Genomic DNA, 23,251 nt, shown 5'->3' with positions numbered 1-23,251 from the left:
CAGAAAGGAGAAATGGGAGCATGCCATACGAACCGATTAGGCTGGAGCGGTTAAAGCAAGTGCTAAACAAGCTCCGGGACGCTATTTATGAGCCGGTTGCGGAATTGGATGTAACGGCTTGGGTGACAACGGAGCCTGTGCGTTATGAGGAGCGAATGACGGGGAGGCCGTTTAAGCTGGCACGTGGAGAACGTTGGGGTGAGCTATGGGATTGTGCCTGGTTCCGATTCACAGGCCGTATTCCGTCCCGGACGATCGAACCGAAGAAGAAGCTCGTCCTCCTGATTGACGTAAACGGGGAGCTTTGCCTGGTAGACCGGGAAGGTTCACCATATCAAGGATTAACAACCGTCAACTCGGAATTCGATTTCACACTCGGTCTTCCGGGGAAACGAGTTGTCGAGCTTGGAGAGCCGTTCGTTCAAGGCGATCAGATTGAGGTGTGGGCCGATGCCGGCAATAACGACCTGTTCGGGAAATATCGCGGAGGGACTGTCAAAGAAGCGGCCCTTGCCATCTGCCATGAAGAGGTAAGGAGCTTGTATTACGACACCGAAGTGCTGCTGGAGACCGCGGAGCATCTACCGAGCGGCAGCGCCCGCAGGGAGCGCATCCTCCAAGCGCTTTATGACGCATCATTACAGCTTGCCTCTGCGTCTCCGGAACGCATTCAACATGCACGTCGTCTTCTCGAAGAACAGCTGATGCTGCGCGGAGGAGATTCGGTGCTGACGATCAGCGCTGTCGGGCATGCGCATATCGACCTGGCTTGGCTGTGGCCGCTCCGTGAAACGATCCGCAAGGGAGCCCGAACCTTCTCCACGGCGCTCCGCATGCTGGACCGATATCCCGATTACGTGTTCGGCGCCAGCCAGCCCCAGCTGTACGAATGGATGAAGCAGCATTATCCGAAGCTGTACGAACAGATTAAGACGAAGGTTCGCGAAGGCCGATGGGAGCCGCAGGGAGCCATGTGGGTCGAATCCGACACCAATGTCCCGTGTGGGGAATCCCTCGTTCGTCAACTCCTGTACGGCAAACGATATTTTATGCAGGAATTCGGCCTGGAGATGAAGTCGCTGTGGATGCCGGACGTCTTCGGCTATACGGCTAGCCTGCCGCAGCTGCTTCGCAAAGCAGGCGTCGATTACATGATGACCCAGAAGCTGTCCTGGAGCGAGTATAACCGCCATCCGCATCATTCCTTCTTATGGGAGGGCATCGACGGATCGAAGGTATTGACGCATATGCCGCCGGAGGATACGTACAACAGCCCGGCTGCCCCGCGGTCCATCGCCAAGATTGAACGGGAATATCTGGATAAGAACGTATCCGGCCATGCCCTGTTGCTGTTCGGCATTGGCGACGGCGGGGGAGGCCCCGGTGAGGAGCATCTCGAACGGCTGGTGCGGGAGAAGAATCTGCTGGGGCTTTCGCCGGTCGTGCAGGAGCCGTCCTGGCGATTCTTCGAACGGCTTGATGAGGAGAAGGAAAGGCTTCAGACCTGGCGGGGGGAGTTGTACCTTGAGAAGCATCAAGGGACGCTGACGAGCCAGGCGCGCAGCAAGCGGTATAACCGGATGATGGAAAAGGCGCTGCGGGAGCTGGAATTCGCTTCGGTCCTTGCATTCGCCGAGACGGGCAGAGCTTACCCTGCTGACACGCTGGAGGCGATTTGGAAGGAAGTGCTTCTGTACCAGTTCCATGACATCCTTCCCGGCTCTTCGATCAAGCGCGTGTATGATGAATCCTTGCAGCGGTATGAAGCGCTTCTCGAACAGACGGAAGCCATGATTCGGGAAGCGTATACCGGGTTGGCCGGTCGGATAGCCGCAAATGACGAAGCGTGCAGGGCCATCGTCTTTAATTCACTTCCATGGAAGAGGGAGCAATGGATCGAGATCCGCGGCCGTTGGCAAAAGGTGCAGGTTCCGGCCATGAGCTATACCACCGTTGCCGTTCAGACTGAGGCTGGCGAAAGTACCGATGCGAGTCCTGAGGAATCAAGCGAATCCGTTATGGAATCCGCTGCCGGATATGAAGAAGCCGTCCGGGTTTCCGTTAATGAACGAACGCTGGAGAACGACAAGCTGACCGTAACGTTTGATCCGGACGGAACCATCCGGTCGATTATCGATAAAGAGGCGGGCCGCGAGGTTATCCCGCCGGGGGAGGCTGGCAATCGGCTGCATGTGTATGAAGATGAAGGCGATGCGTGGGATTTCCGCCATGACTATGCCGCTACTGCCGGACAGCCGCTATCGCTGATAGATGTGCAACCTTATGACAGGGGGCCGATAAGCGGTTTGATCTTTCGCTATCGTTTCGGCGAATCCGAGCTGACGCAGACGGTTAAGCTTTCGGAAGGCAGCCGCCGGATCGATTTTGAGACGATCGTCGATTGGAGGGAGCGGGGGAAAATGCTGCGGACCTCCTTCCCGGTGAACGTGAGATCCGAGCATGTCACGTGTGAAATCCAATTTGGCAGCATCAGCCGCCCCACCCATCGCAATACGATGTGGGACTTCGCCAAAGACGAGATCTGCGCTCACCAGTGGATCGATATGTCCGAGCCGGATTACGGCGTTGCATTGCTGAACGACTGCAAGTACGGCCATCGGGCTTGCGGGAATGTGCTGGATCTGAACCTGCTGCGCAGCAGCTCCTATCCCGATCCGGATGCGGACGAGGCTGAGCATCGGTTCACCTACTCGTTATATCCGCATCTGGGCAACCATGTTCAAGCCGAGGTGTACAAAAGAGGGCATGAGCTGAACATCCCGCTCCGCATCGCGGAAGCTTCCGCCGATCCGGCGGTAACTTCTCGTAAGCAGCGCGAACCCAGATCGTTCCTGAGCTTGGGCCACCCGCATGTCATGGTGGAGTCCGTCAAGAAAGCCGAGGACGGGGACGATATCATCGTCCGGCTCTTCGAAACGTCAGGCACCCGCATCCAGACAAGGCTGCAGCTCGGATTTGCGGCTGAAGAGGCTTGGACAGCCGATCTGTTGGAACGAAGGCTCACCCGGGTGGATCTAGAGGACGGCGCACAAATTCCCCTCACCTTTGCGCCGTTCGAAATCATCACGCTGCGACTGAAGGCAGCAATGGCATCAAGCCGCCCATGATGCCATTAACGCATGAGCTCGTGAACGTATGCTTCCCATGAAGAGCATGAAGTTCATGAAGCGCATGAGCGTATGAAGCCCATGAAGCCCATGAAGCCCATGAAGCCCATGAAGCCCATGAAGCCCCTGGAGTCGATCCCCTTCGGATAGGTTATGGGGCTTCAAGGGTCAAGGACGGGAAAGGAGGTGTATACAAGATGAAAAATCGACTGGAAAACAGCCGATTATGGAAAAAAATATGGCAGCACAAGCTCTTTTATTTGTTCATGCTTCCGGGCATCGTCTGGTTTTTCCTGTTTTCCTATGTCCCGCTGTACGGAATCCAAGTGGCCTTCCGGGATTACACCTTCATCGGGGGCTTCACCGGGAGCCCCTGGGCCGGATTCAAGTATTTCGAGCAATTCTTCAACTATTATCAATCCGGGGACATCATTCGCAACACGGTCATCATCAGCCTGATGAAGCTGCTCATCGGATTTCCGATGCCGATCATCCTGGCCTTGCTGCTCAATGAGGTGCGGAAGATCAGGTTCAAGAAGACGATCCAGACCTTATCGTACCTGCCTTACTTCGTATCATGGATCGTCGTCGTGACCTTGATGCAGCGTCTCTTGACGCCATACGGCGGACCGGTGAATGATGTGCTATCGATGCTGGGTGCCGATCCGATCCAATTCCTGAACAACCCGACATGGTTCTATCAGATGATTGTCGGCTCCGATATTTGGAAGAACATCGGCTGGAATTCCATTATATTCATGGCCGCGATTGCGGGCATCGACCAGCAGCTGTATGAAGCCGCAAAAATGGACGGTGCCGGACGCTTTCGCCAAATGTGGCATATTACCTTGCCTGGGATCCGAAACGTTGCGATCATTCTGTTTATCCTTGCGGTCGGAAACCTGATGAGCGCCGGATACGAGCAGCTCCTTCTATTAAATGGCCCTGCAACCGCGAGCATAGGCAGCGTGCTGGATGTACATGCCATCAACTCGGGGATCCGGGAAGGGCGGCTCAGCTATGCGGCTGCCGTCGGTTTGTTCCAGAGCATTATCGGTCTGATCCTGATTCTGACGGTCAACCGGATTGCCCGAAAAGTCAGCGACGTATCCCTGTTCTAAGGAGGTGACGATATGAAACGCAAGTGGTCCTTTTTTTCTATATTCAATTATGCGGTTCTCGCTCTGGTTGGCTTTGCCATGATCTATCCGTTCATTTACATTCTGGCTTATTCATTGAATGACGGCAAAGATTCGATGATGGGCTCGATTTATTTCCTGCCGCGAAAATTCACGCTCGAGAATTACGCCCAGGTGTTTGACAACGCCCGAATCTGGCAGGCTTACCGGATCACGATTATGCGCACGCTGATCGGCACGTTCTTGCATGTCGTATTGTGCACGCTCATGGCGTATGCGCTGTCGAAAAAAACGCTGCCGGGACGGTCATTCTTCACGTTTTACATTTTTCTGCCGACCATCTTCAGCGCGGGATTCATTCCGTTCTTCATCACGCTGCAGAAGCTGCATCTGATCAATACGTTCTGGGTGTATGTCCTGCCGATGCTGTATAACTTCATGCATATCGTCATTATCCGGACGTTCCTGCAAGGCATACCGGAAGAGCTTGAGGAGTCGGCGAAGATTGACGGTTACGGGGATTTTCAGATTTTCCTGCGGATCATCCTGCCGCTGTCCGGCCCTGTGCTCGCTACGATTTCGCTCTTTATCGGGGTCGCTCATTGGAATGACTGGTTCTCCGGGGCCTACTATGTCTCCAATAAAGAACTGATACCGGTACAGACGCTGCTCCAGGAAATGCTGACCGAAGCCGAAGCGCTCTCAAACTCCATGCAGCGGGCATCTCAGCAAGGCGGGCAGACGGTGGGCATGGCAAGCGGAGCGGGAGCAACACCCGAGTCGCTGCGGATGGCGCTTCTCGTCATTACGGTGTTCCCGATTCTGTGCATCTATCCGTTCCTGCAGCGGTATTTCGTAAAGGGGGTCATGATCGGTTCGGTGAAAGGTTAAGATTTGTTTCCTGCTCGTGATTAGAAGCATGCAGCGTAGAATGGCTCACGAAGTTGATATCCATATTCCAGGAGGCGATTGGATTGAAAAGGATTTGGTCGAAAGGCGCATCCATTTTGCTTATGTCCGCCATGGTTGGAGGATTACTGATCGGCTGCACGAACACACCAGGAACAGGCGACGGCGGTGAAGGCAAGGAAGGAGAGACATCATACAAGCTGAAAATACTGCACAACTGGAACGGCTCGAGCGGTTCGGATAACGGGATGACGCCGGTTGAGCAGGTGATTAAAGAGAAGACCGGCGTCACGCTGGAGTGGGAATATACGAAAGGCAGCGAGACGGAGAAGGTGAATCAGATTTTTGCGACGCAGAACCTGCCCGACATTTATACCGGGCCTGCATGGGGCGGCGAGCTTGACGGCATTATCAAAGCGGCCAAAGAGGGCCAGCTGGTGGATATCTCGGACAAGCTAAGCAACTATCCGAATCTGATGAAGTCGATTGCGCCGGAGAACGTGCCGCCGGCTTTATATGAGAAGGCGATCGATGCCTATGACGGCAAAAAGTATCTGCTGCTGCAAAACCAGCCGGCCACGAACGAGGATGGCATGGATTGGCTGTACGGCTTCTATGTTCGCAAGGACATCGCCGAGAAGCTTGGAGTCGATCCGCAATCCGTGAAGACGAAGGAGGATTTCTATAATTTCCTGAAGAAAATCAAGGATGCCAATCTTCAGGAGAACGGGCAGCCCGTCTTTCCGCTCGGCGGGTTCAGCAACGGCTGGGCGGTCGGCATCGGCAACACGATGTTCTATTCGGGTGCCTCCTATGTCGATAAGGGCGACGGAACAGTAGAGCATAACTTTTTTACGAAAGGCTATGAGGAATACACGCTCTTCTACCGGAAGCTGATCGAGGAAGGGCTGCTGGATCCGGAGACGTTTACGCAGACGGACCCGATCGCCAAGGAGAAAATCAACCAAGGCCGCATCGCGATTCTGGCGGCGCATTATCCGGCCATTCTCGACGCGTCCAAGGAGTATGCATCCGCCCATCCGGGCAGCGAGTTCGTTCCGCTCGGTCCGTTGGAGCGTGCCGACGTCGAGCCGGACCGGCCGGTGGACCTGGCGATCCAGGGGAACAATGTGACGGCCATTACGAAGAACTGTAAGGGCGAATGCGTGGATGCGGCGTTGAAGTTCCTGGATTTCATGGCTTCCGATGAAGGCTTCATGTTAGCGAGATACGGCGTAGAGGGCGTTCATTGGGAGATGAAGGACGGCAAGCCGGTTGCCATTCAGGAATGGTTCGACAAGTTCAGCACGGATACGAACATGAAGCTCCGCAAGAACGAGGGCATCAGCATCGGATTGGAATCGCTTACCGGACTGGACCGGATCAATTCGGCTGCCGGCGGCGACATCTGGGCCGATCAGGATCGGGTAGCCGCGATGGAAAACGCGCGAAAAATCCTTCGGCCAAACGGCATTCACGTGATCACGGCCTACAATCCGGGCGATGTGATCACGAAAGCGCCAGAGTGGGAAATGCTTAAGCCGTCGATGGACCGAATGGGCGATGCTTGGAAGGAAGCCGTGTTTGCCAAATCCGATGAAGCGGCGCTGAGCATCATTAACGAGCTTCGCGAACAGCTCCGCAATACCGGATATGACCAGGCGATGAAGTTTACGAACGATAATCTGAAGGGGAAAGACATCGTTACGGTTCAAATGCCGAACTAGCCGCAGTTTTGGTACAAGCACTCATTTGCTAAATCTTTAGCGGTTGGACTCGAATACAAAAGGTTTGCGGGAGAATAAACAGGCTTCGCTGTCTTTGTGATCAAGGATTGCGAAGTCTTTCGCATAAAAGCCCGTTTCATTCAAAGGAAATTCGGATGCCATGCAGAACTGTTAGGATAATATTTATGCTGCAATTCGCATCTCCTGCAAGATGGGTTCATGTTGTATCCGCCAAATATCGGAACAAAGGGAGCTGAAATGAACATGAAGACAAGTTTAAGACCGCCGTCCGTGCCGCTGGTCACGATTGACCCGTATTTTAGCGCGTGGTCGGCAGCCGATCATCTGTCTGACGACCATATCCGGCATTGGACGAATAAACGCTGCGGTATGGTCGGCCTGATCCTAATCGACGGCAAACCGAGGAAGTTCATGGGACGGGTCGGACTGCAGGATGAACAACCGTCGGATCCGGCGGAACCGGAGGTGCTGGAGCAAACCGGGCTTGCGGTTGAGCCGCTGACGACCCGGTACACCTTCGAAGGTGAAGGCATCCGTCTGGAGGTTAGCTTCACATCGCCGCTGCTGCCGGATGATTTGGATGTTTTGTCCCGTCCCGTCACCTATGTCACGTTTCAGGCGAAGTCCATTGACGGTCAATCCCATCAAGTAAAAATTTATTTAGATGTAACCAGCGAGTGGTGTGTCCATACCACAGATCAGGTCGTCACCTGGGATCGTCACGAGCAATCGGAACGTTTGTCCGCTTTGTCGATCGGAACTGTAGCCCAGCCGGTACTGCAGCGCGCCGGGGATGATACGCGAATCGACTGGGGTTACATGTACCTAGCGTATCCTAAATCAGAGCGCATTCGAAGCGCCATTCATTCCGCAGCTGGAAGGGAAGCGTATCTTCGAACCGGCGAGCTGCCGGTTGCCGATGATGCAGCTAAACCGAGGCCTGCCGGGGAAAATATGCCGGTTCTCGCAGCCGAAGTCGATATGGGGCGCATCGACGCCGAGCCTGTGTCACAGTTCCTAATGCTCGCCTATGACGATGTGCATTCCATTGAATATTTTCATCAGCCGCTGGATGCTTACTGGAAGCGAAACGGGGCGTCCTTTCAGGAGATGCTGCTCTCGGCTGCGGACGAATATGAGGATATCCTGCAGCGCTGCCAAGCCTTTAGCGATGAGTTGCTGGGAGAATGCGCCGCAGCGGGCGGCGAACAGTTCAGGGATATCGCGGCATTGGCATACCGGCAAGCGATCGCGGCTCATAAACTGGTCACGGACGGATCGGGGCGGATCTTATTTTTCTCCAAAGAAAATTTCAGCAACGGCTGCATCGCCACCGTCGATGTCAGCTACCCGTCGATGCCTCTCTTCCTGAAGTATAATCCGGAACTGGTCAAAGGGATGATGCGTCCGATCTTCGATTATGCCGGAAGCGGCCAATGGGCATTTGATTTTGCCCCGCACGATGTGGGCACGTATCCGAAAGCCAACGGTCAGGTATACGGCGAGAACAAGCTGGAGTACCAGATGCCGATCGAGGAGTGCGGCAATATGCTGCTGATGGCAGCGGCCGTCTGCAAATACGAGGACAGCGGGGATTTTGCCAAGGAGAACTGGGAGCTGCTGTCCAAGTGGGCCCGTTATTTGCTTGCGCATGGGCTTGATCCGGACAATCAGCTCTGTACCGATGACTTTGCCGGGCATCTCGCCCACAATGCCAATCTGTCGATCAAAGCGATTGTCGGAATCGGCGCCTATGCCTCAATGTGCAGCCTGCTAGGTATGGATGAGTCTGCCGAAGAATACCTGGCAGCGGCCAAAGCAATGGCCAGAGAGTGGCTGTCCATGGCGGAAGCCGGGGATCACTACAAGCTTACGTTCGACAGCCCGGTCGAAACTTGGAGTCTGAAATACAACCTTGTGTGGGACCGGCTCCTGGAGCTTGGCTTGTTCCCGGATGAGGTTGCCGTCAAGGAGGTTGAGCATTATCTGAAGCAGCAGAATCTATACGGCGTGCCGCTGGATAGCCGCGAGACGTATACCAAGGCGGATTGGCTCATTTGGAGCGCTTCGATGGGAACCCGTTCGCAGTTTGAACGGTTGATCGCTCCGTTCTGGGACTTTCTGAACGAAACGGAAAGCCGCGTTCCCATAACGGATTGGTATGATACGAAGTCCGGGAAGCAGATGAATTTCCAGAACCGGTCAGTCGTGGGCGGCTTTTTCCTGCCTTTGCTGCTTTCAAAACAAACAGCGGCTAATGGACATTAAATGAAATCAGGTGATCAAGGTGCAGGAGTTTAGAACACGAGATACCATGCAGGATATTGGCCGAGCACCAATACGGGGCGATTCATTAGAAGCGCAGTTCCGGGATCCCGCCGCCATATTCCGTCCCCAGCCTTTTTGGTTTCTCAACCATAGGCTGGAGAAGCCGGAGCTGGAGCGGCAGCTTGAGGCCATGCATGAGGCGGGCGTCGGCGGGGTCGTGCTGCATGCACGGCATGGGATGCAATCGGGCTTTCTATCGGATGAGTTCATGGATGCGCTGGAGTTCTGTACGGAGGAGTGCCGCAAACGAAACATGATGGTATGGCTTTACGATGAGGATAACTGGCCGAGCGGAACGGTCGGCGGCAAGCTGACGCGGCAGTATCCGGAATATCGCATGCGGTACCTTCGCGTTGAAGAGCGAAGACTTCTAGGAGGCGGGGCGCAGGCTTCGTTGAAGCTAGACTTTACCTCTTACGAGCATCAAGAACTTATCGCCATTCTGGCTTACCGCGCGATTGAACGGGAAGGGGAGTGGCTGCTGTGCAGCAATCCCGAGAACATCACCGGCTTGCTAAACCAGGAATGGGTTCCTAAGACCGACGATTCCTACGTGATCCTTGCGTGCTGGTCCTGTGAGATTGCGGAAGGAATGACCTTCGCGCAAGGCTATTATCTGGATACGCTGAATCCGGAGGCGGTTCAAGCGTTTATCCGGATGTCATACGAGCCGCTGCTGCGATTGAAGAGGCAGTACGGGAAGACCATTCAAGGCGTGTTTACCGACGAGCCGGGACTCATGATTCATGACGGCTTCTTCGGCGTGGAAGCGATCCGGACGGATGTCCATAACGTGAGAGCAACGCTCCCGGGGATGGTGTTTGCCTGGTCCCATGGCATGGTCGAGCGGTTCCGGGAAGAGAACGGGTATGATCCGATTCCGCACTTGGGCGCATTGATGTACGGCATGGCCGATGGGAGCAGGACGTTTCGTCAGCAGTATTATGAGACGATTACGAGGTGGTATGTCGGCGGCTATCATGCAGCGATCCGCACCTGGTGCGAGCGGCTGGGCCTGCTGTACATCGGCCATACCTTGGAGGAGCCCGTGTGGGGCCAAGCCCGCTCCCAAGGCAATCAGACCCGCGTCATGCAGCAGTTTCATTACACGGGCGTTGATTATTTGACGCCGGGTATCGGCACCAAGGATCATCCGCATAGGATCGTGTCCGTGAAGACGGCGGCATCCGTGGCACAGCTGGAAGGCAAGGAGCGGGTCGTATGCGAGTCCTTCGGGGCAAGCGGTCATGCCTACTCCATGCGAGAGCGGCGGCTGGATGCGAATTTTATGGCGTTTCTGGGCGTCAATCTATTCATTCCGCACGCGTTCTATTATTCCTTTGCCGGCTATCGAAAAACGGATTTTCCGCCGACGGAATTTTATCATGCGCCGCATTGGCCGCATTATCGCAGCTTCGCTGATTACATCGGGCGCCTCAGCCTGCTCGGGGCTTATACAAAACGGCGGCCCGAAGTTCTCATGTTGTCACCGATCCACACGGTATACGACCATATGTTCGTATCGGGACAATCGAACCAGCATCCGGCTTGCGACCGATACTTCTCCTTGCTGTCGGATCGTCTGCTTCGGCATTCGCTGGATTATGATTATGTCGATGAGTGTCAATTGCGCTTAGCAAAGATCGTGCAAGGAAGCGGATTTTGCTTTGCGGGACAGGAGGACGGGTATCGGATACTGATTCTTCCGGGACTACAAGTGATGTCGAGAGATATAGCGGAACGATTAATGTCCTTCGTATCGGAAGGTGGAGCCTTAATAGCGATTGGCGCCATTCCGCAGCATAGTGAATACCAGCGGCACGATCCTGAAGTCACGCGTCATATGGACGCTTTGTTCGGGGCATCTCATCATGGTGTCGTTAACACGGTCGGAAAAGGGGTCACGGTATATTTCGACCTGGCCGGCGCGGATCATGACGAAGCAGCTGCTTCAGGAAATGATCGGAATGCCGAAGAAGAGTGTTTCGAGAACGTTTGTTCTCTTCTTCGGACGATGTTGTACAGACAGCTTAACCTGTCTTTGGATGTGACTGCAGGGAGCCGAGAGGATGTCATCATGGTGGAACGATATCGAGAGGGTATGCCTTTCGCATGGTTGCTGAATTGGTCAGATCGCGCCGTAACGGTCCGGATGAGCTGCAGTGACCGCCGCAGCGATGAACTACGCTTGTGGGATCTGGAGAGCGGGAGCGTTGTTTGCCTGACGAACCATGCCGAGCTGCACTTGGCGCCTGGGGAGCTGCGCGTGATTTCGTTTCCGACCGATCGAGGCACAGAATGGGGAGATCGAACTGACGTTCGGATTGATGGCCGAATCGATGCCCAACATTCTACAGATACTAGGATACCCGGCGAGCGGTTGCTGGGAGATTCTTGGCATTTCCAGACCCATGATCCTAACGTGCTCCTGCTTGATCGGTGGATGGTCACGCTGAATGACCGCGAGTCGCGGATGAATGCAACGATGCCGGGCCAAGTGAATACGTACCGTACGACCTTTACATTATCTGCAGAGCTGATCGATTGGCTGCGGGACGCACGGCGCTCGCATGAACAACAAAGCCAGCATACACTTGATCCTGCACGCACAGCGAGCCAGCCGTCCATTGAGCTGATCCTTGACGATGTGGACCAGCGCATTCCGTCCCATATCGGGTTCCTGCAGCGCCGCCGAAATATCGAAATTTTTGTCAACGGAGCTCGGCAGGAAGGCTTGCGGCCATCCCGGTGGCAAGATCCATATTATTCGGCAGTCGACATCACCTCGCATCTAACGGAGGGGGAGAATGTGCTCGAGGTGCTGACGGTTTCATTGCTTGAGCCCATGCCAGCTGTTTCGTTTCCGGCATTTCTAATCGGCCCCTTTGCGGCCCATGGTCACGCGTTAACCGTTCAGCCAGAGCTACTGTCAGGCGACTGGTGCAAAGCGGGTTATCCATACTACGCAGGAATCGGATGTTACTCGCAGCAGCTGTCGATTGCCGGAAAGGACCTTGCTCCGGATGAAGAAATATGGCTGGAGGCCGAGGATATTCGGGAGACAGCGCGGCTGTACGTGAACGAGCACGATGCCGGCGTCCGGCTGTGGCCGCCCTACAGCTGGAATATCACCTCTTATATGAAGCAGGGGGATCATGTCTTCCGCATTGAAGTTGCGAATACGCTTGAAAATGTGTACGGCAAAAAAGCTCTGCCTTCCGGCGTGCTTGGACAGGTCAAGCTGGTCCGGCGGAGAGCGGGGGCTTCCTCGTAATCATAGGTTCATAGACGGAGGAGCGATCAGGAGATTTCCTCACAAACCTTGTTTCAAAGAGGGATGACTCTCACTGAAAGGAGAGTCAACCATAGTTTCAAATATAAAGAAGGCCTTATCGTTAATCGATAAGGTCATTTGTTTGGGGATATGAGTTTACATAATATATTATATGTAAATTCGTTTATTAAGATCCTTATAGTATAGATACTTAATCTTTAAAATCTCCAAGTCCCTATTCCAGAATTCATATTCTGTATATGAATAGCCTGCTGTGATTCGATTAACGTAAAAACCCGCCACCAGTCGACCTGCAGCAATCTGCAGATTTATCGATGGTTCGATAAGGACGTCTTCTGGTAAGCGTCGATAAACCGGGAAAAAAGAAAGATACATTATCCGGAATCAATCCGGAATCCAACACATAATCTTGTACAGAATGGACAGGGAATCCTTGTCCGACTGCCGGGCAATAGATCCGGCGATTATATGAAAGGAGGAGGATTGGTTGTGTCATCCACCCCGGAGGGGAAAGGGTCTGCGGTTCATGGTGGCCTGCCCAAGCGAAAATTCCGGTTCACCCGCAATGACTGGATGGGGTATTTGTTCAGTGCCCCGCTGATCATTGGCGTACTGGTGTTCGCCATTTACCCGATGTTTGCCGCGCTGTTCATGAGCTTTCATCAGACGTCAGGACTCAATCTGACCGGTACATGGGTTGGGTTGAACAACTACAAGTACGCGTTAGGGGATACCATATTTTGGCAAGCGCTTTCAAACACGTTCTTAATGGGGCTGTGGTCGGTCGTCCTCGGCATCGCTTTTTCTTTCATCTTGGCGAGCTTGATCAACAACCTGAAGTGGAACCTGGGAAGGAATTTTTTCAAAGCGGTCTATTTCTTGCCGAACGTTGTTTCCGGTGTGGCCACGACGCTCTTGTTTTCTTTTCTGTTCTTTCCGTCCAAGGAAGGGCTGATCAACTTTGTCATCGGATTGTTCGGCATCGAGCCTATCGGATGGTTCACGAATCCGCAAGTGGCGCCGTACAGCATTGTGCTCATGAGTCTCTGGGGGGCGCTTGGCTACAACACGATTATTTTTCTGGCTGGGCTGCAGAGCGTTCCGCGCGACCTGTACGAAGCGGCTGAGGTGGATGGGGCGGGTACTTATCGAAAATGGCTGTACATTACGATTCCGTATTTGCGTCCGATCTTTGTATTCATGCTCATCATGGGAACGATCGGCGGGATGAAGCGGTTTACCGATGTGTGGTTAATCGGAGGGACAGCCGGCAATCCGGGCGGAAGCCTGATGACGGTGGTGCTGTATATCTATCGGAATGCGTTTCTGGCTTCCCAGATGGGGCTTGCCACTGCGGTATCCTACCTGTTATTCCTGATCATTCTCATTCTGACGGTCTGCCTCATGCTGCTGAACCGGCGTAAGGACAGTCTGGATTAAATGCCGCCTAGCATGATGGCGATCTGCAAACACGATATCATGAAGACAGGAGGGAGACCATGTCCGGTACAGCTGTCTCTAAGGAGCCTGTGCCCCGCAGACGGTTGTCGATCAATCAGTTGATTCTGACAATCGTGCTGTTCGCCGGTTCCTTCATAATGATCGTACCGTTCTTATGGATGCTGATTACCAGCTTCGACTGGGCAGCGCGGCTGAATATTACGTTTCCGCCCAAAATCTGGCCGGAGGAGCCGTCCATTCGAACCTTTGAGGTTGCATTCACGAATATCAAGATGTTCCTCTATATCGGGAATTCCACGCTGGTCAGTGCAGGCGTTATTCTCATTAGCTCCCTATCGGCGCTATTGTCCGGCTATGCGTTGTCTAAGCTTCGTTTCAAGGGGGCGAACATCGTGCTTCTTCTCGCCCTCAGCACCATGATGATCCCGTTTGAAATGACGATGATTCCGCAGTACCTGCTGTTCAGCGAGCTTGGACTTGTTGATAATTACCTCGCCTTTTATTTGCCGGCGATGAACTATGCGTTCGGTACATTCCTGGCGAAGGCATTCTTCGATCAGCTGCCCAGCAGCTTAAGGGAGGCTGCCGTACTGGACGGTGCCAAGGAGTTTACCGTGTTCAGCCGCGTGTATTTGCCGCTGTGCACGCCGATCATTGCCACGATGGTGATTCTGCTGTTTCTCGGCGTGTGGAATGATATGCTCTGGCCTTTGCTCATTTTGAAATCGGCAAGCAAATACACCATTCAGATCGGTCTGGCCATGTTCACCTATAATAACGGCATTAACCAACAGCCATCCATCATCATGGCAGCCACGACGGCCAGTCTGATCCCGGTTATCGCCGTCTATCTGTTCCTGCAGCGCTATATTATCGAGAGTATCGCGCTGTCCGGCATTAAGCAGTAGATCGTAAGATAAGCAATTCATTCGGAGGTGTCATGAAATAATGAAGAAGGCTGTGCTGCTTATATTATCCTTCGTGCTGACGTTTACGCTGGCCGCTTGCTCGGGCGGTTCGAACACCGATGTGACCGGCGGCGTCAAGATCGAAAAGGTGTCGGACATGGAAGGGACAGTGCGCGTGGCCCTCGCCGGCTGGCAGCTGGAGAATGGCATTGACGCGCTGACCGGCAATCCGGTGATTGGTCTCAATGAATACCTGGATAAGACGTTTAAGATCATGTACCCGAACATTAAGCTCGAGGTGTACCAAATCCCATGGGAAAATGTCAAAGCCAAGCAGTCGGCAATGCTCTTATCCGGTGACGCCGATGTCTTATATACCGGGGGCGCCTTCGCTTCCCAATGGTATCAGGACGGGCTTTTGCGCGATCTGGATGACCTGATTGCCAATGATTCATCCTTCGATCCGGGCATTTATCTTGAGGGGATCATGAACAATTCTTACAGCACCAAGTCGCCGGACGGAACGAAGCAATTTGGCATTCCTGCCGTTCTCGGCCGCAGAATGACGATTTACGATAAGAAGCTCTTTGAAGACTGGGGCGTTGAACCGCTCTCGGCTAAGCCTGGTCCCGATGAAATTCTCGAGAAGGCCAAGAAAATGACCGGGAAAAATCCGAAAACAGGCGAAGATAATTACGGCCTCTTCTGGAGCGGCAACTCCTTAAACGGCTCTACCTTTGTCGCGTTGACCCTCGCATACGGCGCCAAGGGAGCAGAGGGAACGCTGAAGGATGTCAAGAGCATCAAGTGGCATCTGAATTCACCGGAGATGGTCAAGGTGCTGGAATGGCTGAAAGAAGCAGCGCAGCTGCCGCCTAAGGGCTTCGTGAATGCACAGGGAGCTGAAAATTTCGGTCTGGAGAAAAACAACATCGCGATTGCGCTCGATTCCACCGGGGGATCCACCATGAGCGAATACCGTTCGAAGCAGAACAAAGAGCTTCTGGACCGGTTCGAGCCCGTAATGAACATGGGGCCTGACGGAGAAGGATGGGTGGCTGTCGATCCGTTCGTCATGGCGAAGAATGCCAAGGATGTGGAGGCATCATGGGAAGTGCTCAAATTCTTGAGCGGTCATATGACGCAGAAATATAGGTACGAAAACTTCTCCAGTACGCCAACCTTGAAAAACGCCGATTTTGTTACGCCGGAGGACAAGTACGTGAAAAAGGCGCTTGAAATCGCAGCCGTCGGTCATTCTGAGCTGATGGACGAAGCCAACCCTTTCTACATGAGCGACATCGCTCCGGCAATCAACGGGTTTATCAGCCAAGCGGCCTCTGGCAACGCCCCGGATATACAGAAATTCCTGGATGATCTTCAGTCGCGTGCTGAGAAATGGTCGGCCAATTTGAAGTAACTTTTAATATGCATAGACGGGCCTAACCATGATGAGTATATGAACGTCATATCATAAAATATTCCAATTTGTATGTACATTTAGGATATCCGGCCGAAATGGCCGGTTTTTTTACGTTTGACCATTCTTTTTTGCAGCCGGCGATGGTCTGGTGCCTCTCTTGCGTTTCGGTGAAAACAAGCTTCTTAGCATAATGATCATGGCAAGCAGAAGGGGGACATAGATTTGAAAGATCGGAAAATGATATTTCAAATTTTGCTCAAAACCGACCCATAGATGGTGAATCAGATTGGGCGAAATAAAGGAAATCGCATAGATAAAACCTCCGACGGCCAAGGTGAGCATCTTATGATTCATTTTGATCAGCTGCGAAAGCCCAAGCACTGCCGCCATGTAGAAAGCTGTCATTTTGACGAATATCCCGATATAGATCAGCATCATTATGATCGGGTCCAGTCGTTCCAGGAAATTCGCAATCTGGATCAGACGGACACTGCGGAGCATCGGAAGCGTTGAGATGCTTGTTATGGTCGGGTCCAGAATGGCAAGATTCAATATGCTGAAGACTAGCAGGAACATGCCGACGAACAGGTAGGACAACACCGTAACCTTGGTCAACACCTTTTGGTTGTTCAGATGGTTCCAGAACACGAGAAATACGACGACCTGGCCAAACGGAAAGCTGATGACTTTGGGGATTGCCGCTTTGATGACGGGCATTACCCCGTTTTCAAGAATCGGAAGCAGCCGTTCGAGATGAATCAAATTGGTCGAAACAAACATAATCACGAGCAGAAGGTAGCCGATCAAGGTAATCGGGAGTAAAAACTCGACCACACGAAAGAACACCTCGATTCCTTTGGATACGGCGTACCCGGACAGCACGATCATGATCAGCATTAAGAGGAACAGGGGAGTACTCGGAAGGAAGGCAACATTGATAATGTCTCCGAATTCCCGAGTGTTCCTCATGGATTCATAGACGAAATAGAAGATGTAGGCTACGGCCAAGAGCGTGCCGATCCAACGGCCGAAATGACGCTTCAGGATCTGGTAGAGGCTCTTGTCGGCATTCCGCTTCTGAATATAAATATAGACGAAAAGCAGCAATAACCCGGCCAGCATCCCCGTGAGCATCACCAGCCAGGCGTCTTGGTTCACCTCGATCCCCAGCTGATACAAAGGCGAGCTTCCGATAATGAATAATATGGTCATTGCGATCAGTTGGTACTTATCAATTTTCTCCATATCCTTAACATCCTTATGTTGTCCTTTGTCTCCGAAGTTTCGGGCGTTGGCCCCACATCTCTTTCGGCATTATTGTTTCGGTTCCAGCATATTCGAGAACGGCTGGTAGAGCATATTGGTATTCTCGATACTCGCCTTGACATGCATACGAATCTCGATTTGCTCGAGCGGCTGCTTCGATTGACTCAGCTTTCTCCAGGCCACGGGCTGTTTCCGATGAATCACATTACGGATACCAGCTACATCGGCATTCAATTCTCTCATCTTGCTCCATGCGGCTTGGATTTCTTCCTTGATTTCATCCTCGATCGCCCGCTCCAGAATCTTGATGACATCCGGGTCCTTCAGTTTCATAGGGCAGCTCATTTCATCCAGCACCCCCTCCGCTTTAACTCGAACATCCATTACGATCCCGTCCGCATGAACTTTGGGATCCAGCTCGGTCGATGATTTGATCACAGCGAAGCTCGAAAGTTGGTCGGGATTTCTTTCATCGCATGGAAACACAATGATCATCTGACTGACTTCATTCGACAACCAGGCAACGCCGCGGCTTTCCCGGCGATTCATCCAGCCGATTAATTTATCATGGCGAAAAACACCAAGATCCCCAAGCTTGATAACGGCCTTGCTTCGAGTGGATTTAAGCGCATCCAGCGAGGATTGCGCTTGCTTATTACCGGATATCCTCACCTCGGGAACTTTTGCATCGGAGTTTGGATCGGCGACCATCGTTGCGAAGTCGATGAGCTTGATATTTTGGACCTGCGACAATTTGTCATGGCTTTGTTCGATCACCCGTTGAATGGCGTTGCCGTTTATTTTCTCAAGCGGGATGAATACCTCCAACAGATCGGAGGCTTTTCCCTTGGTCAGAAGGACCGACATCGTTTCCCGGCTCTCGATCGGACGCAGAAAGAAATCCAGCATCTGTTTTACCCCTTCGGTCCGAGCTACGCCTTCATTCATGATCAAGACCGAGTTATGACCGAAAAAGAGGGTGCGTGACGTCTCCAAGCTTGCATTCTGCATCGCTTCACGGATCGTTCGGCCTCGTGTCGAGAAGATGGTGACCGGGGATTGACTGCCGCCGGCTCCGCCGCCGGTTTGCGTGGCAATGGCCTGCGGAATGACGACTTGAAAGGAAATGACCCATTGCTTTCGATCCTCATCCCGGTCGATTGCCGTTGCGGCCACAAAGCTCAGGGAGTTCAATTCGTTGCTGTCCCAGCATCCGCTCAGGAGCAGCAGGAAGATTAGCATAACTATTGGAATTATCCGATTGCGGTCCATACATCATCACCTCTTTAGCTGCCATGATGCTTGTTTATTCATTGTCTTCCGATGGCGATGGTTTTAGATTTTTGCTTTGTCTTGTAACATTCTGCGTATTGATCAATCTCGGTCTGCGCTTCATGGCCCACCATGGAACCCGGATCAAGGTATCCTTCTGATCGGAAGGAATGAAGGGAGCGACTGGAACCAGATAAGGAATCCCAAAGGAGCGAAGCCCGCTCAAATGAATGAGCACAGCGATCATGCCAGCAATGATTCCGAACAAGCCTAGAGTGGCGGCCAGGATCATAAAGCCGAACCGCAGCAGCCGCGCCGAGTTCGAAATGCTGATCGATGGGGCAACGAAGCTGGCGATGGCCGTAAAAGAAACGATAATGACCATCGCAGCCGACACCAGGCCGGCCTGAACCGCAGCTTGACCGAGAACGAGCGCTCCGACAATCGAAATCGCCGATCCGATCGCTCTCGGCATACGAACGCCGGCCTCCCGGAGAACTTCAAACGTAATTTCCATCGCGAACGCTTCGACCAATGCCGGAAAGGGAACGCCTTCCCGTTGTGCGGCCAGACTGATCAGAAGCAAGGTTGGGAGCATCTGCTGATGAAACGTCGTGATCGCAATATAGAGAGAAGGCAATAGCATGGAAATCACGAACGAAACCATGCGCAGCAAGCGCAGAAATGTGGCGATGTCGTGCTTCTGATAGTAGTCCTCGCTGGATTGAAACAGCTTGAAGATCGTGATGGGGGCAATGAGCACAAATGGGGTCCCATCGACCAGAATCGCCACTTTGCCTTCCAAGACCGCACCGGCAACCGCATCGGGCCGCTCCGTATTCGTTATGGTCGGAAAAGGCGTGAATGTCCGGTCCTGGATAAATTCTTCGATATATCCGCTCTCCAAAATGCTGTCCGTATCGATTCGGTCCAACCGTTGGAGGATCTCATTCACGATCTTTTCATCGGCAATGCCATGCAGATACATCACCGAAACATCGGTTTGTGTCTGGCGTCCGATCTTTCGGTTGATGATCCACAGGTCAGGGCTTTTGATCTTCCGGCGGATCAAGGCGGTATTCGTTCGGATATTTTCCGTAAACCCTTCTTTAGGTCCTCGAATAACGGTTTGGGACTGGGGTTCTTCCACTGCGCTGTTCGCCGCCGAAAGAACTCGCCAGGACGCCTTTTACGGAGCCGTTCACGAGAATCGCCGTATTCCCCGCTAATACCGCATTTAGCAGCTGATCCATGCTGTTTAGCTCGCTGACTGTTCCGTTGGATAGAAACCGGTTCTGGATCAGGCTGACAATCTGAGTCGGGGTAGGGGAAGGGGGGATTTCCATAGAACTGACCTGCGTCAAGGAATCCATGATGGAATGGTTGATGATTTGATCTTTCACCAGACCATCAATAAAGATCACGGCCGCGCGAATTTCACACCCCACAACCTGGTCAAGCCTCCGTATGATGATATCCGGACTGTCGCCCGTACGCTCCCGGATGATGCTTAAATTCATGTCCAACTGCTCGGACAAGGCGGTACCGTCCGTAACCGCTTGTTGCAGCATTGGCTCTTCTCTGGTCTTGGATCGGGCGGCTGAACGGCTGCGCTTCTTGAAAAAGAACATCTCTAAAACCACCTTAACCAGTTATCGTATGAACTAAGGGTTACCTATTTCCTGGAATCGTAACCGCGCATGCAGGGAGCTCTTAGAGTAGAGCCGAAACTAAGCACAGGCAGATCCGCATTCAGAGCTCAGCCGGTATACGCTTTGGTCGGAAAAACCTTACTCTGCTTTCATTCCGACTCTGCGAACTTTTGATGTCACATGGATTTCGAATGTAGATTCCTTATAGAGCTTTTGCCACCGGTCGGCCGTCCGAACGTTCCGATTCCAATACGTCGGCTTTGTTGCCCGTACGAGCTCGCCGAATCCGAAGATGTCCGATTCCTTCTCCTGGGTCTTTCGAAGAAGCCCGAGGACCAGCTCTTTGACGGAACGTTCATTCTCTGAGGCGATTTCCTCAAGGATCCGGGATGAATTGATCGGTATCACTTCTTCATTCTTCTCTTCGACGTTGACCTCCGTCATTGCCGTGATCGTAAAGTGGGGGACGCCGTCCTTGATCTTAACCGTCGTCGTTGCTTCCCGGTTTGTCGCATGGATCGTAACGATTTGCGAGTCATCGCCCAAATGGATGATCCCCCGGTATCCCGCCGGGCTGATTCCCTTGATGACCAAATATCCGGCAATTTCAAACGGCTTTGTCGTGCCGACCATCCTCTCCCCCTTAAAGTAAGCGATCCCGCTGATTTGAACATTCTCACCTTCCATGATTTGAATGTAAGGGAGGAATCCTTCTTGACCCTTCTTCGAGGAATTGCTCCAGAACGTTCCAATGTAATTGGTCGGGAATTTCCCATGCCTAACGGCATCGTCTAACGTGGATGCCAAGTACAGCGTCGGGACGCGCTCCAATTTCGGAGCAGCTTCCATCAGCGCCTTTGCTTTTCCTTTCGACACCATCATCCATGCCATTCGGCGTACTTCCGCATTGCGATGAAGATAATCGTTTATATTTTGGATACCTTTCCTTGCAATTTCCTCGGAGATGACGATGACACGGAGGTGGCCGAAAAACAATTTTCCCGATATCTGCTGCTGTAAGTTCATCATGGCATCATCGATCGTATGACCGACGACACTGAGCACCCACACGGTCTGTTTTCCACCACCGTCGCTGCTGCCGCCGCTCTCGCCAGGCCCGAGGGGGATACGCCCCGGCAGAGCGATCTGCACGGACAACTGAATCATGCTCTGTTTTGGAGCGGGATATTTCCCCATGAGGTGGGATACCTCGTCTTCCTTCTTCGCCGCATCCGGCCCGGCGGTGTCTATGGATATGCCAAGGACGACGGCACGCTCCTCAAGCTCCATGCGATCCCAACAGCCTGTTAGCAGCGATGCTAGGAGGAGAAGGGTCATGATGATTCTCAGCTTGTAATCTACGGATGCATGTTCTCTCATAGAAATCTTCCTTCCCCGGGATTGATCCATATCGTCACGCTCATAAAATGATTTTTAACGTCATAGCCCCCAAAAAAATGACGATGCCTGACACGATGTTGATCCACTCTAGGACGCGCGATACTTTCTTCTCCTTGTCCATCTTCGATTGATCATATTTGCGGGTATCGACAACAAGATTAAATAACCCGGTCAAGATCCAAATCGCAATGGCGACATACAGATAACCGCTGTAGATTTCACCGATCATCGGGAAGCACCTCTTTTTTTGCGCAGCTTCGAGATCGTCAGCAGCACGCCTGGGTACACGATGGTTATCAGCAGTCCGAACTTGGATATGACGGCATTCCATTCATTTAATTGAAGCAAGCTCTGGGGAAGCATCGCCAGCACGAACAAGATCGGCAGTATGAAAAAAGACAGCATCCCTTGATCAGCCAGCTTCAACATCTTGCTAATCGAATAGATGGTAAAGTAATAACAAGAGAACAAGGAGGTAAATACGGCCGTAACCCATACGGCAAGAAATACTGCATCCAAGCGCTCCAGCACATTGGCGGGCAGTGAGGTCGCCTTGGCCAGCTCGAGTGTCGGCCAGAGCAGTGTCTTCGTTTCTTCCGCACCGAACACGCCGACGGTTGCGATAACGATCAATGTATACAGCAAGCCCGTCACCAGCATTGCCCAAAAGCTTGCCCGCATCGCCTTCTCGGGTCTGCACATGGCGGGGATGACCATCATCATAATAAAGTAACCCTGAAACATCGTGGAGAGCGTAATGATCCCCATTGGGATCCCGCTCGGGTCGTTCCCCCAGACCGGAAGCACGTTGATGATGTTGGCGCTCTTTAAGGAAAGGGCGACAATCAGCAATGCGGGTACGAGAATAAATGGGCTGTAAAATAAGTGGATGTAGGCAAAAGACATGATGTTCTTGCGTGAGGAGAGGGCTGCCAGAAGCAGCATCACGAGTACGGTCACTTCCAGCGGCGTATTCTTGAGCACGGCTGTGACGACAACCTCACCGAATTCTCTTGCCACCAGCGAGCACAATACGCCAAAGAAGACGATGGATACAAGGTTTCCAATCGTGCCGAGCCACCTGCCCATGATGACTTCACTATATTGGATGTACGAATCATTGGGGAATCGCATGCCCAGGCGGGTCATGAAAAATAAACCGACAAAGGCGAGCGCCATCCCCAAAAATGTGACAAGTGGGGCTCCGGCGTCCGCTGCGCGTGCCGCCCCAAGAGGGAGTGCTAGGACGCCGACCCCCACGATCGTGCTGATCGTGATTGCCGATGCCTGCAATACGGTTACTTGGCGCTGATTATTCATC

Annotated in this window: 14 protein-coding genes and 1 pseudogene; 9 read left to right on the top strand and 6 right to left on the bottom strand. The window is 52.8% G+C overall.

Annotated features, from left to right (window positions below):
• The first annotated feature begins 20 nt into the window (after positions 1 to 20).
• The 9 genes from NSQ46_RS15545 to NSQ46_RS15505 all read left to right on the top strand — a co-directional run bounded on the left by NSQ46_RS15545 (position 21) and on the right by NSQ46_RS15505 (position 16,336).
• Positions 21 to 3,128: a glycoside hydrolase family 38 C-terminal domain-containing protein gene (locus NSQ46_RS15545; RefSeq protein WP_342576964.1), complete on the top strand. Its 3,108-nt coding sequence runs from the start codon at positions 21 to 23 to the stop codon at positions 3,126 to 3,128.
• A 197-nt stretch (positions 3,129 to 3,325) separates the two neighbouring features.
• Complete coding sequence (locus NSQ46_RS15540; RefSeq protein WP_007131396.1) at positions 3,326 to 4,249, top strand: ABC transporter permease subunit; 924 nt, start codon at positions 3,326 to 3,328, stop codon at positions 4,247 to 4,249.
• A 12-nt stretch (positions 4,250 to 4,261) separates the two neighbouring features.
• Positions 4,262 to 5,158 (top strand): carbohydrate ABC transporter permease, encoded by an 897-nt coding sequence (locus tag NSQ46_RS15535; RefSeq protein WP_007131397.1) that lies wholly within the window; start codon positions 4,262 to 4,264, stop codon positions 5,156 to 5,158.
• Positions 5,159 to 5,241: 83 nt separating this feature from the next.
• Positions 5,242 to 6,903, top strand: coding sequence for an extracellular solute-binding protein (locus NSQ46_RS15530; RefSeq protein WP_007131398.1), 1,662 nt, complete (start codon positions 5,242 to 5,244; stop codon positions 6,901 to 6,903).
• A gap of 264 nt (positions 6,904 to 7,167) precedes the next feature.
• Positions 7,168 to 9,192, top strand: coding sequence for a DUF4965 domain-containing protein (locus tag NSQ46_RS15525; protein ID WP_342576963.1), 2,025 nt, complete (start codon positions 7,168 to 7,170; stop codon positions 9,190 to 9,192).
• Positions 9,193 to 9,211: 19 nt separating this feature from the next.
• Complete coding sequence (locus NSQ46_RS15520; protein ID WP_342576962.1) at positions 9,212 to 12,526, top strand: glycosyl hydrolase; 3,315 nt, start codon at positions 9,212 to 9,214, stop codon at positions 12,524 to 12,526.
• A 510-nt stretch (positions 12,527 to 13,036) separates the two neighbouring features.
• Positions 13,037 to 13,987, top strand: a complete 951-nt coding sequence (locus NSQ46_RS15515) for a sugar ABC transporter permease (RefSeq protein ID WP_007131401.1) — start codon at positions 13,037 to 13,039, stop codon at positions 13,985 to 13,987.
• Between the two features lie 59 nt (positions 13,988 to 14,046).
• Positions 14,047 to 14,916: a carbohydrate ABC transporter permease gene (locus tag NSQ46_RS15510; RefSeq protein WP_007131402.1), complete on the top strand. Its 870-nt coding sequence runs from the start codon at positions 14,047 to 14,049 to the stop codon at positions 14,914 to 14,916.
• Between the two features lie 40 nt (positions 14,917 to 14,956).
• A complete protein-coding gene (locus NSQ46_RS15505; protein WP_028404294.1) occupies positions 14,957 to 16,336 on the top strand; it encodes an extracellular solute-binding protein in 1,380 nt (459 codons plus the stop codon).
• A gap of 111 nt (positions 16,337 to 16,447) precedes the next feature.
• On the opposite strand, the gene NSQ46_RS15500 is transcribed toward NSQ46_RS15505, so the two are convergent.
• From NSQ46_RS15500 to NSQ46_RS15475, 6 genes and pseudogenes are all read right to left on the bottom strand, one after another.
• The gene (locus NSQ46_RS15500; RefSeq protein ID WP_341033445.1) at positions 16,448 to 17,584 is read right to left on the bottom strand and encodes a GerAB/ArcD/ProY family transporter; all 1,137 of its coding nucleotides are present in this window, start codon (positions 17,582 to 17,584) and stop codon (positions 16,448 to 16,450) included.
• Between the two features lie 69 nt (positions 17,585 to 17,653).
• A complete protein-coding gene (locus NSQ46_RS15495; protein WP_341033444.1) occupies positions 17,654 to 18,877 on the bottom strand; it encodes a Ger(x)C family spore germination protein in 1,224 nt (407 codons plus the stop codon).
• A 34-nt stretch (positions 18,878 to 18,911) separates the two neighbouring features.
• Positions 18,912 to 20,448: pseudogene (locus tag NSQ46_RS15490) on the bottom strand (spore germination protein).
• A gap of 219 nt (positions 20,449 to 20,667) precedes the next feature.
• Complete coding sequence (locus NSQ46_RS15485; protein ID WP_341033443.1) at positions 20,668 to 21,909, bottom strand: Ger(x)C family spore germination protein; 1,242 nt, start codon at positions 21,907 to 21,909, stop codon at positions 20,668 to 20,670.
• Positions 21,910 to 21,949: 40 nt separating this feature from the next.
• On the bottom strand, positions 21,950 to 22,159 hold the full coding sequence (locus tag NSQ46_RS15480; RefSeq protein ID WP_342576961.1) for a CLC_0170 family protein: 210 nt from the start codon (positions 22,157 to 22,159) through the stop codon (positions 21,950 to 21,952).
• Complete coding sequence (locus NSQ46_RS15475) at positions 22,156 to 23,250, bottom strand: endospore germination permease (protein ID WP_007131407.1); 1,095 nt, start codon at positions 23,248 to 23,250, stop codon at positions 22,156 to 22,158. Before NSQ46_RS15475 ends, NSQ46_RS15480 begins: the two co-directional genes overlap by 4 nt.
• Between the last annotated feature and the right edge of the window lies 1 nt (position 23,251).

The sequence above is a fragment of the Paenibacillus sp. FSL M8-0142 genome (genome assembly GCF_038597315.1).
GTDB classification, from domain to species: Bacteria; Bacillota; Bacilli; order Paenibacillales; family Paenibacillaceae; genus Paenibacillus_AQ; species Paenibacillus_AQ lactis.
This window is presented reverse-complemented; position numbering and strand designations above follow the sequence as displayed.

What these genes read in the sequence shown, in the direction of transcription:
- NSQ46_RS15545 (WP_342576964.1), top strand. Translation starts at nt 21, where the DNA reads ATGCCATACGAACCGATTAGGCTGGAGCGGTTAAAGCAAGTGCTAAAC.
- NSQ46_RS15540 (WP_007131396.1), top strand. Translation starts at nt 3,326, where the DNA reads ATGAAAAATCGACTGGAAAACAGCCGATTATGGAAAAAAATATGGCAG.
- NSQ46_RS15535 (WP_007131397.1), top strand. Translation starts at nt 4,262, where the DNA reads ATGAAACGCAAGTGGTCCTTTTTTTCTATATTCAATTATGCGGTTCTC.
- NSQ46_RS15525 (WP_342576963.1), top strand. Translation starts at nt 7,168, where the DNA reads ATGAAGACAAGTTTAAGACCGCCGTCCGTGCCGCTGGTCACGATTGAC.
- NSQ46_RS15510 (WP_007131402.1), top strand. Translation starts at nt 14,047, where the DNA reads ATGTCCGGTACAGCTGTCTCTAAGGAGCCTGTGCCCCGCAGACGGTTG.
- NSQ46_RS15505 (WP_028404294.1), top strand. Translation starts at nt 14,957, where the DNA reads ATGAAGAAGGCTGTGCTGCTTATATTATCCTTCGTGCTGACGTTTACG.
- NSQ46_RS15500 (WP_341033445.1), bottom strand. Translation starts at nt 17,584, where the DNA reads ATGGAGAAAATTGATAAGTACCAACTGATCGCAATGACCATATTATTC.
- NSQ46_RS15495 (WP_341033444.1), bottom strand. Translation starts at nt 18,877, where the DNA reads ATGGACCGCAATCGGATAATTCCAATAGTTATGCTAATCTTCCTGCTG.
- NSQ46_RS15485 (WP_341033443.1), bottom strand. Translation starts at nt 21,909, where the DNA reads ATGAGAGAACATGCATCCGTAGATTACAAGCTGAGAATCATCATGACC.
- NSQ46_RS15480 (WP_342576961.1), bottom strand. Translation starts at nt 22,159, where the DNA reads ATGATCGGTGAAATCTACAGCGGTTATCTGTATGTCGCCATTGCGATT.
- NSQ46_RS15475 (WP_007131407.1), bottom strand. Translation starts at nt 23,250, where the DNA reads ATGAATAATCAGCGCCAAGTAACCGTATTGCAGGCATCGGCAATCACG.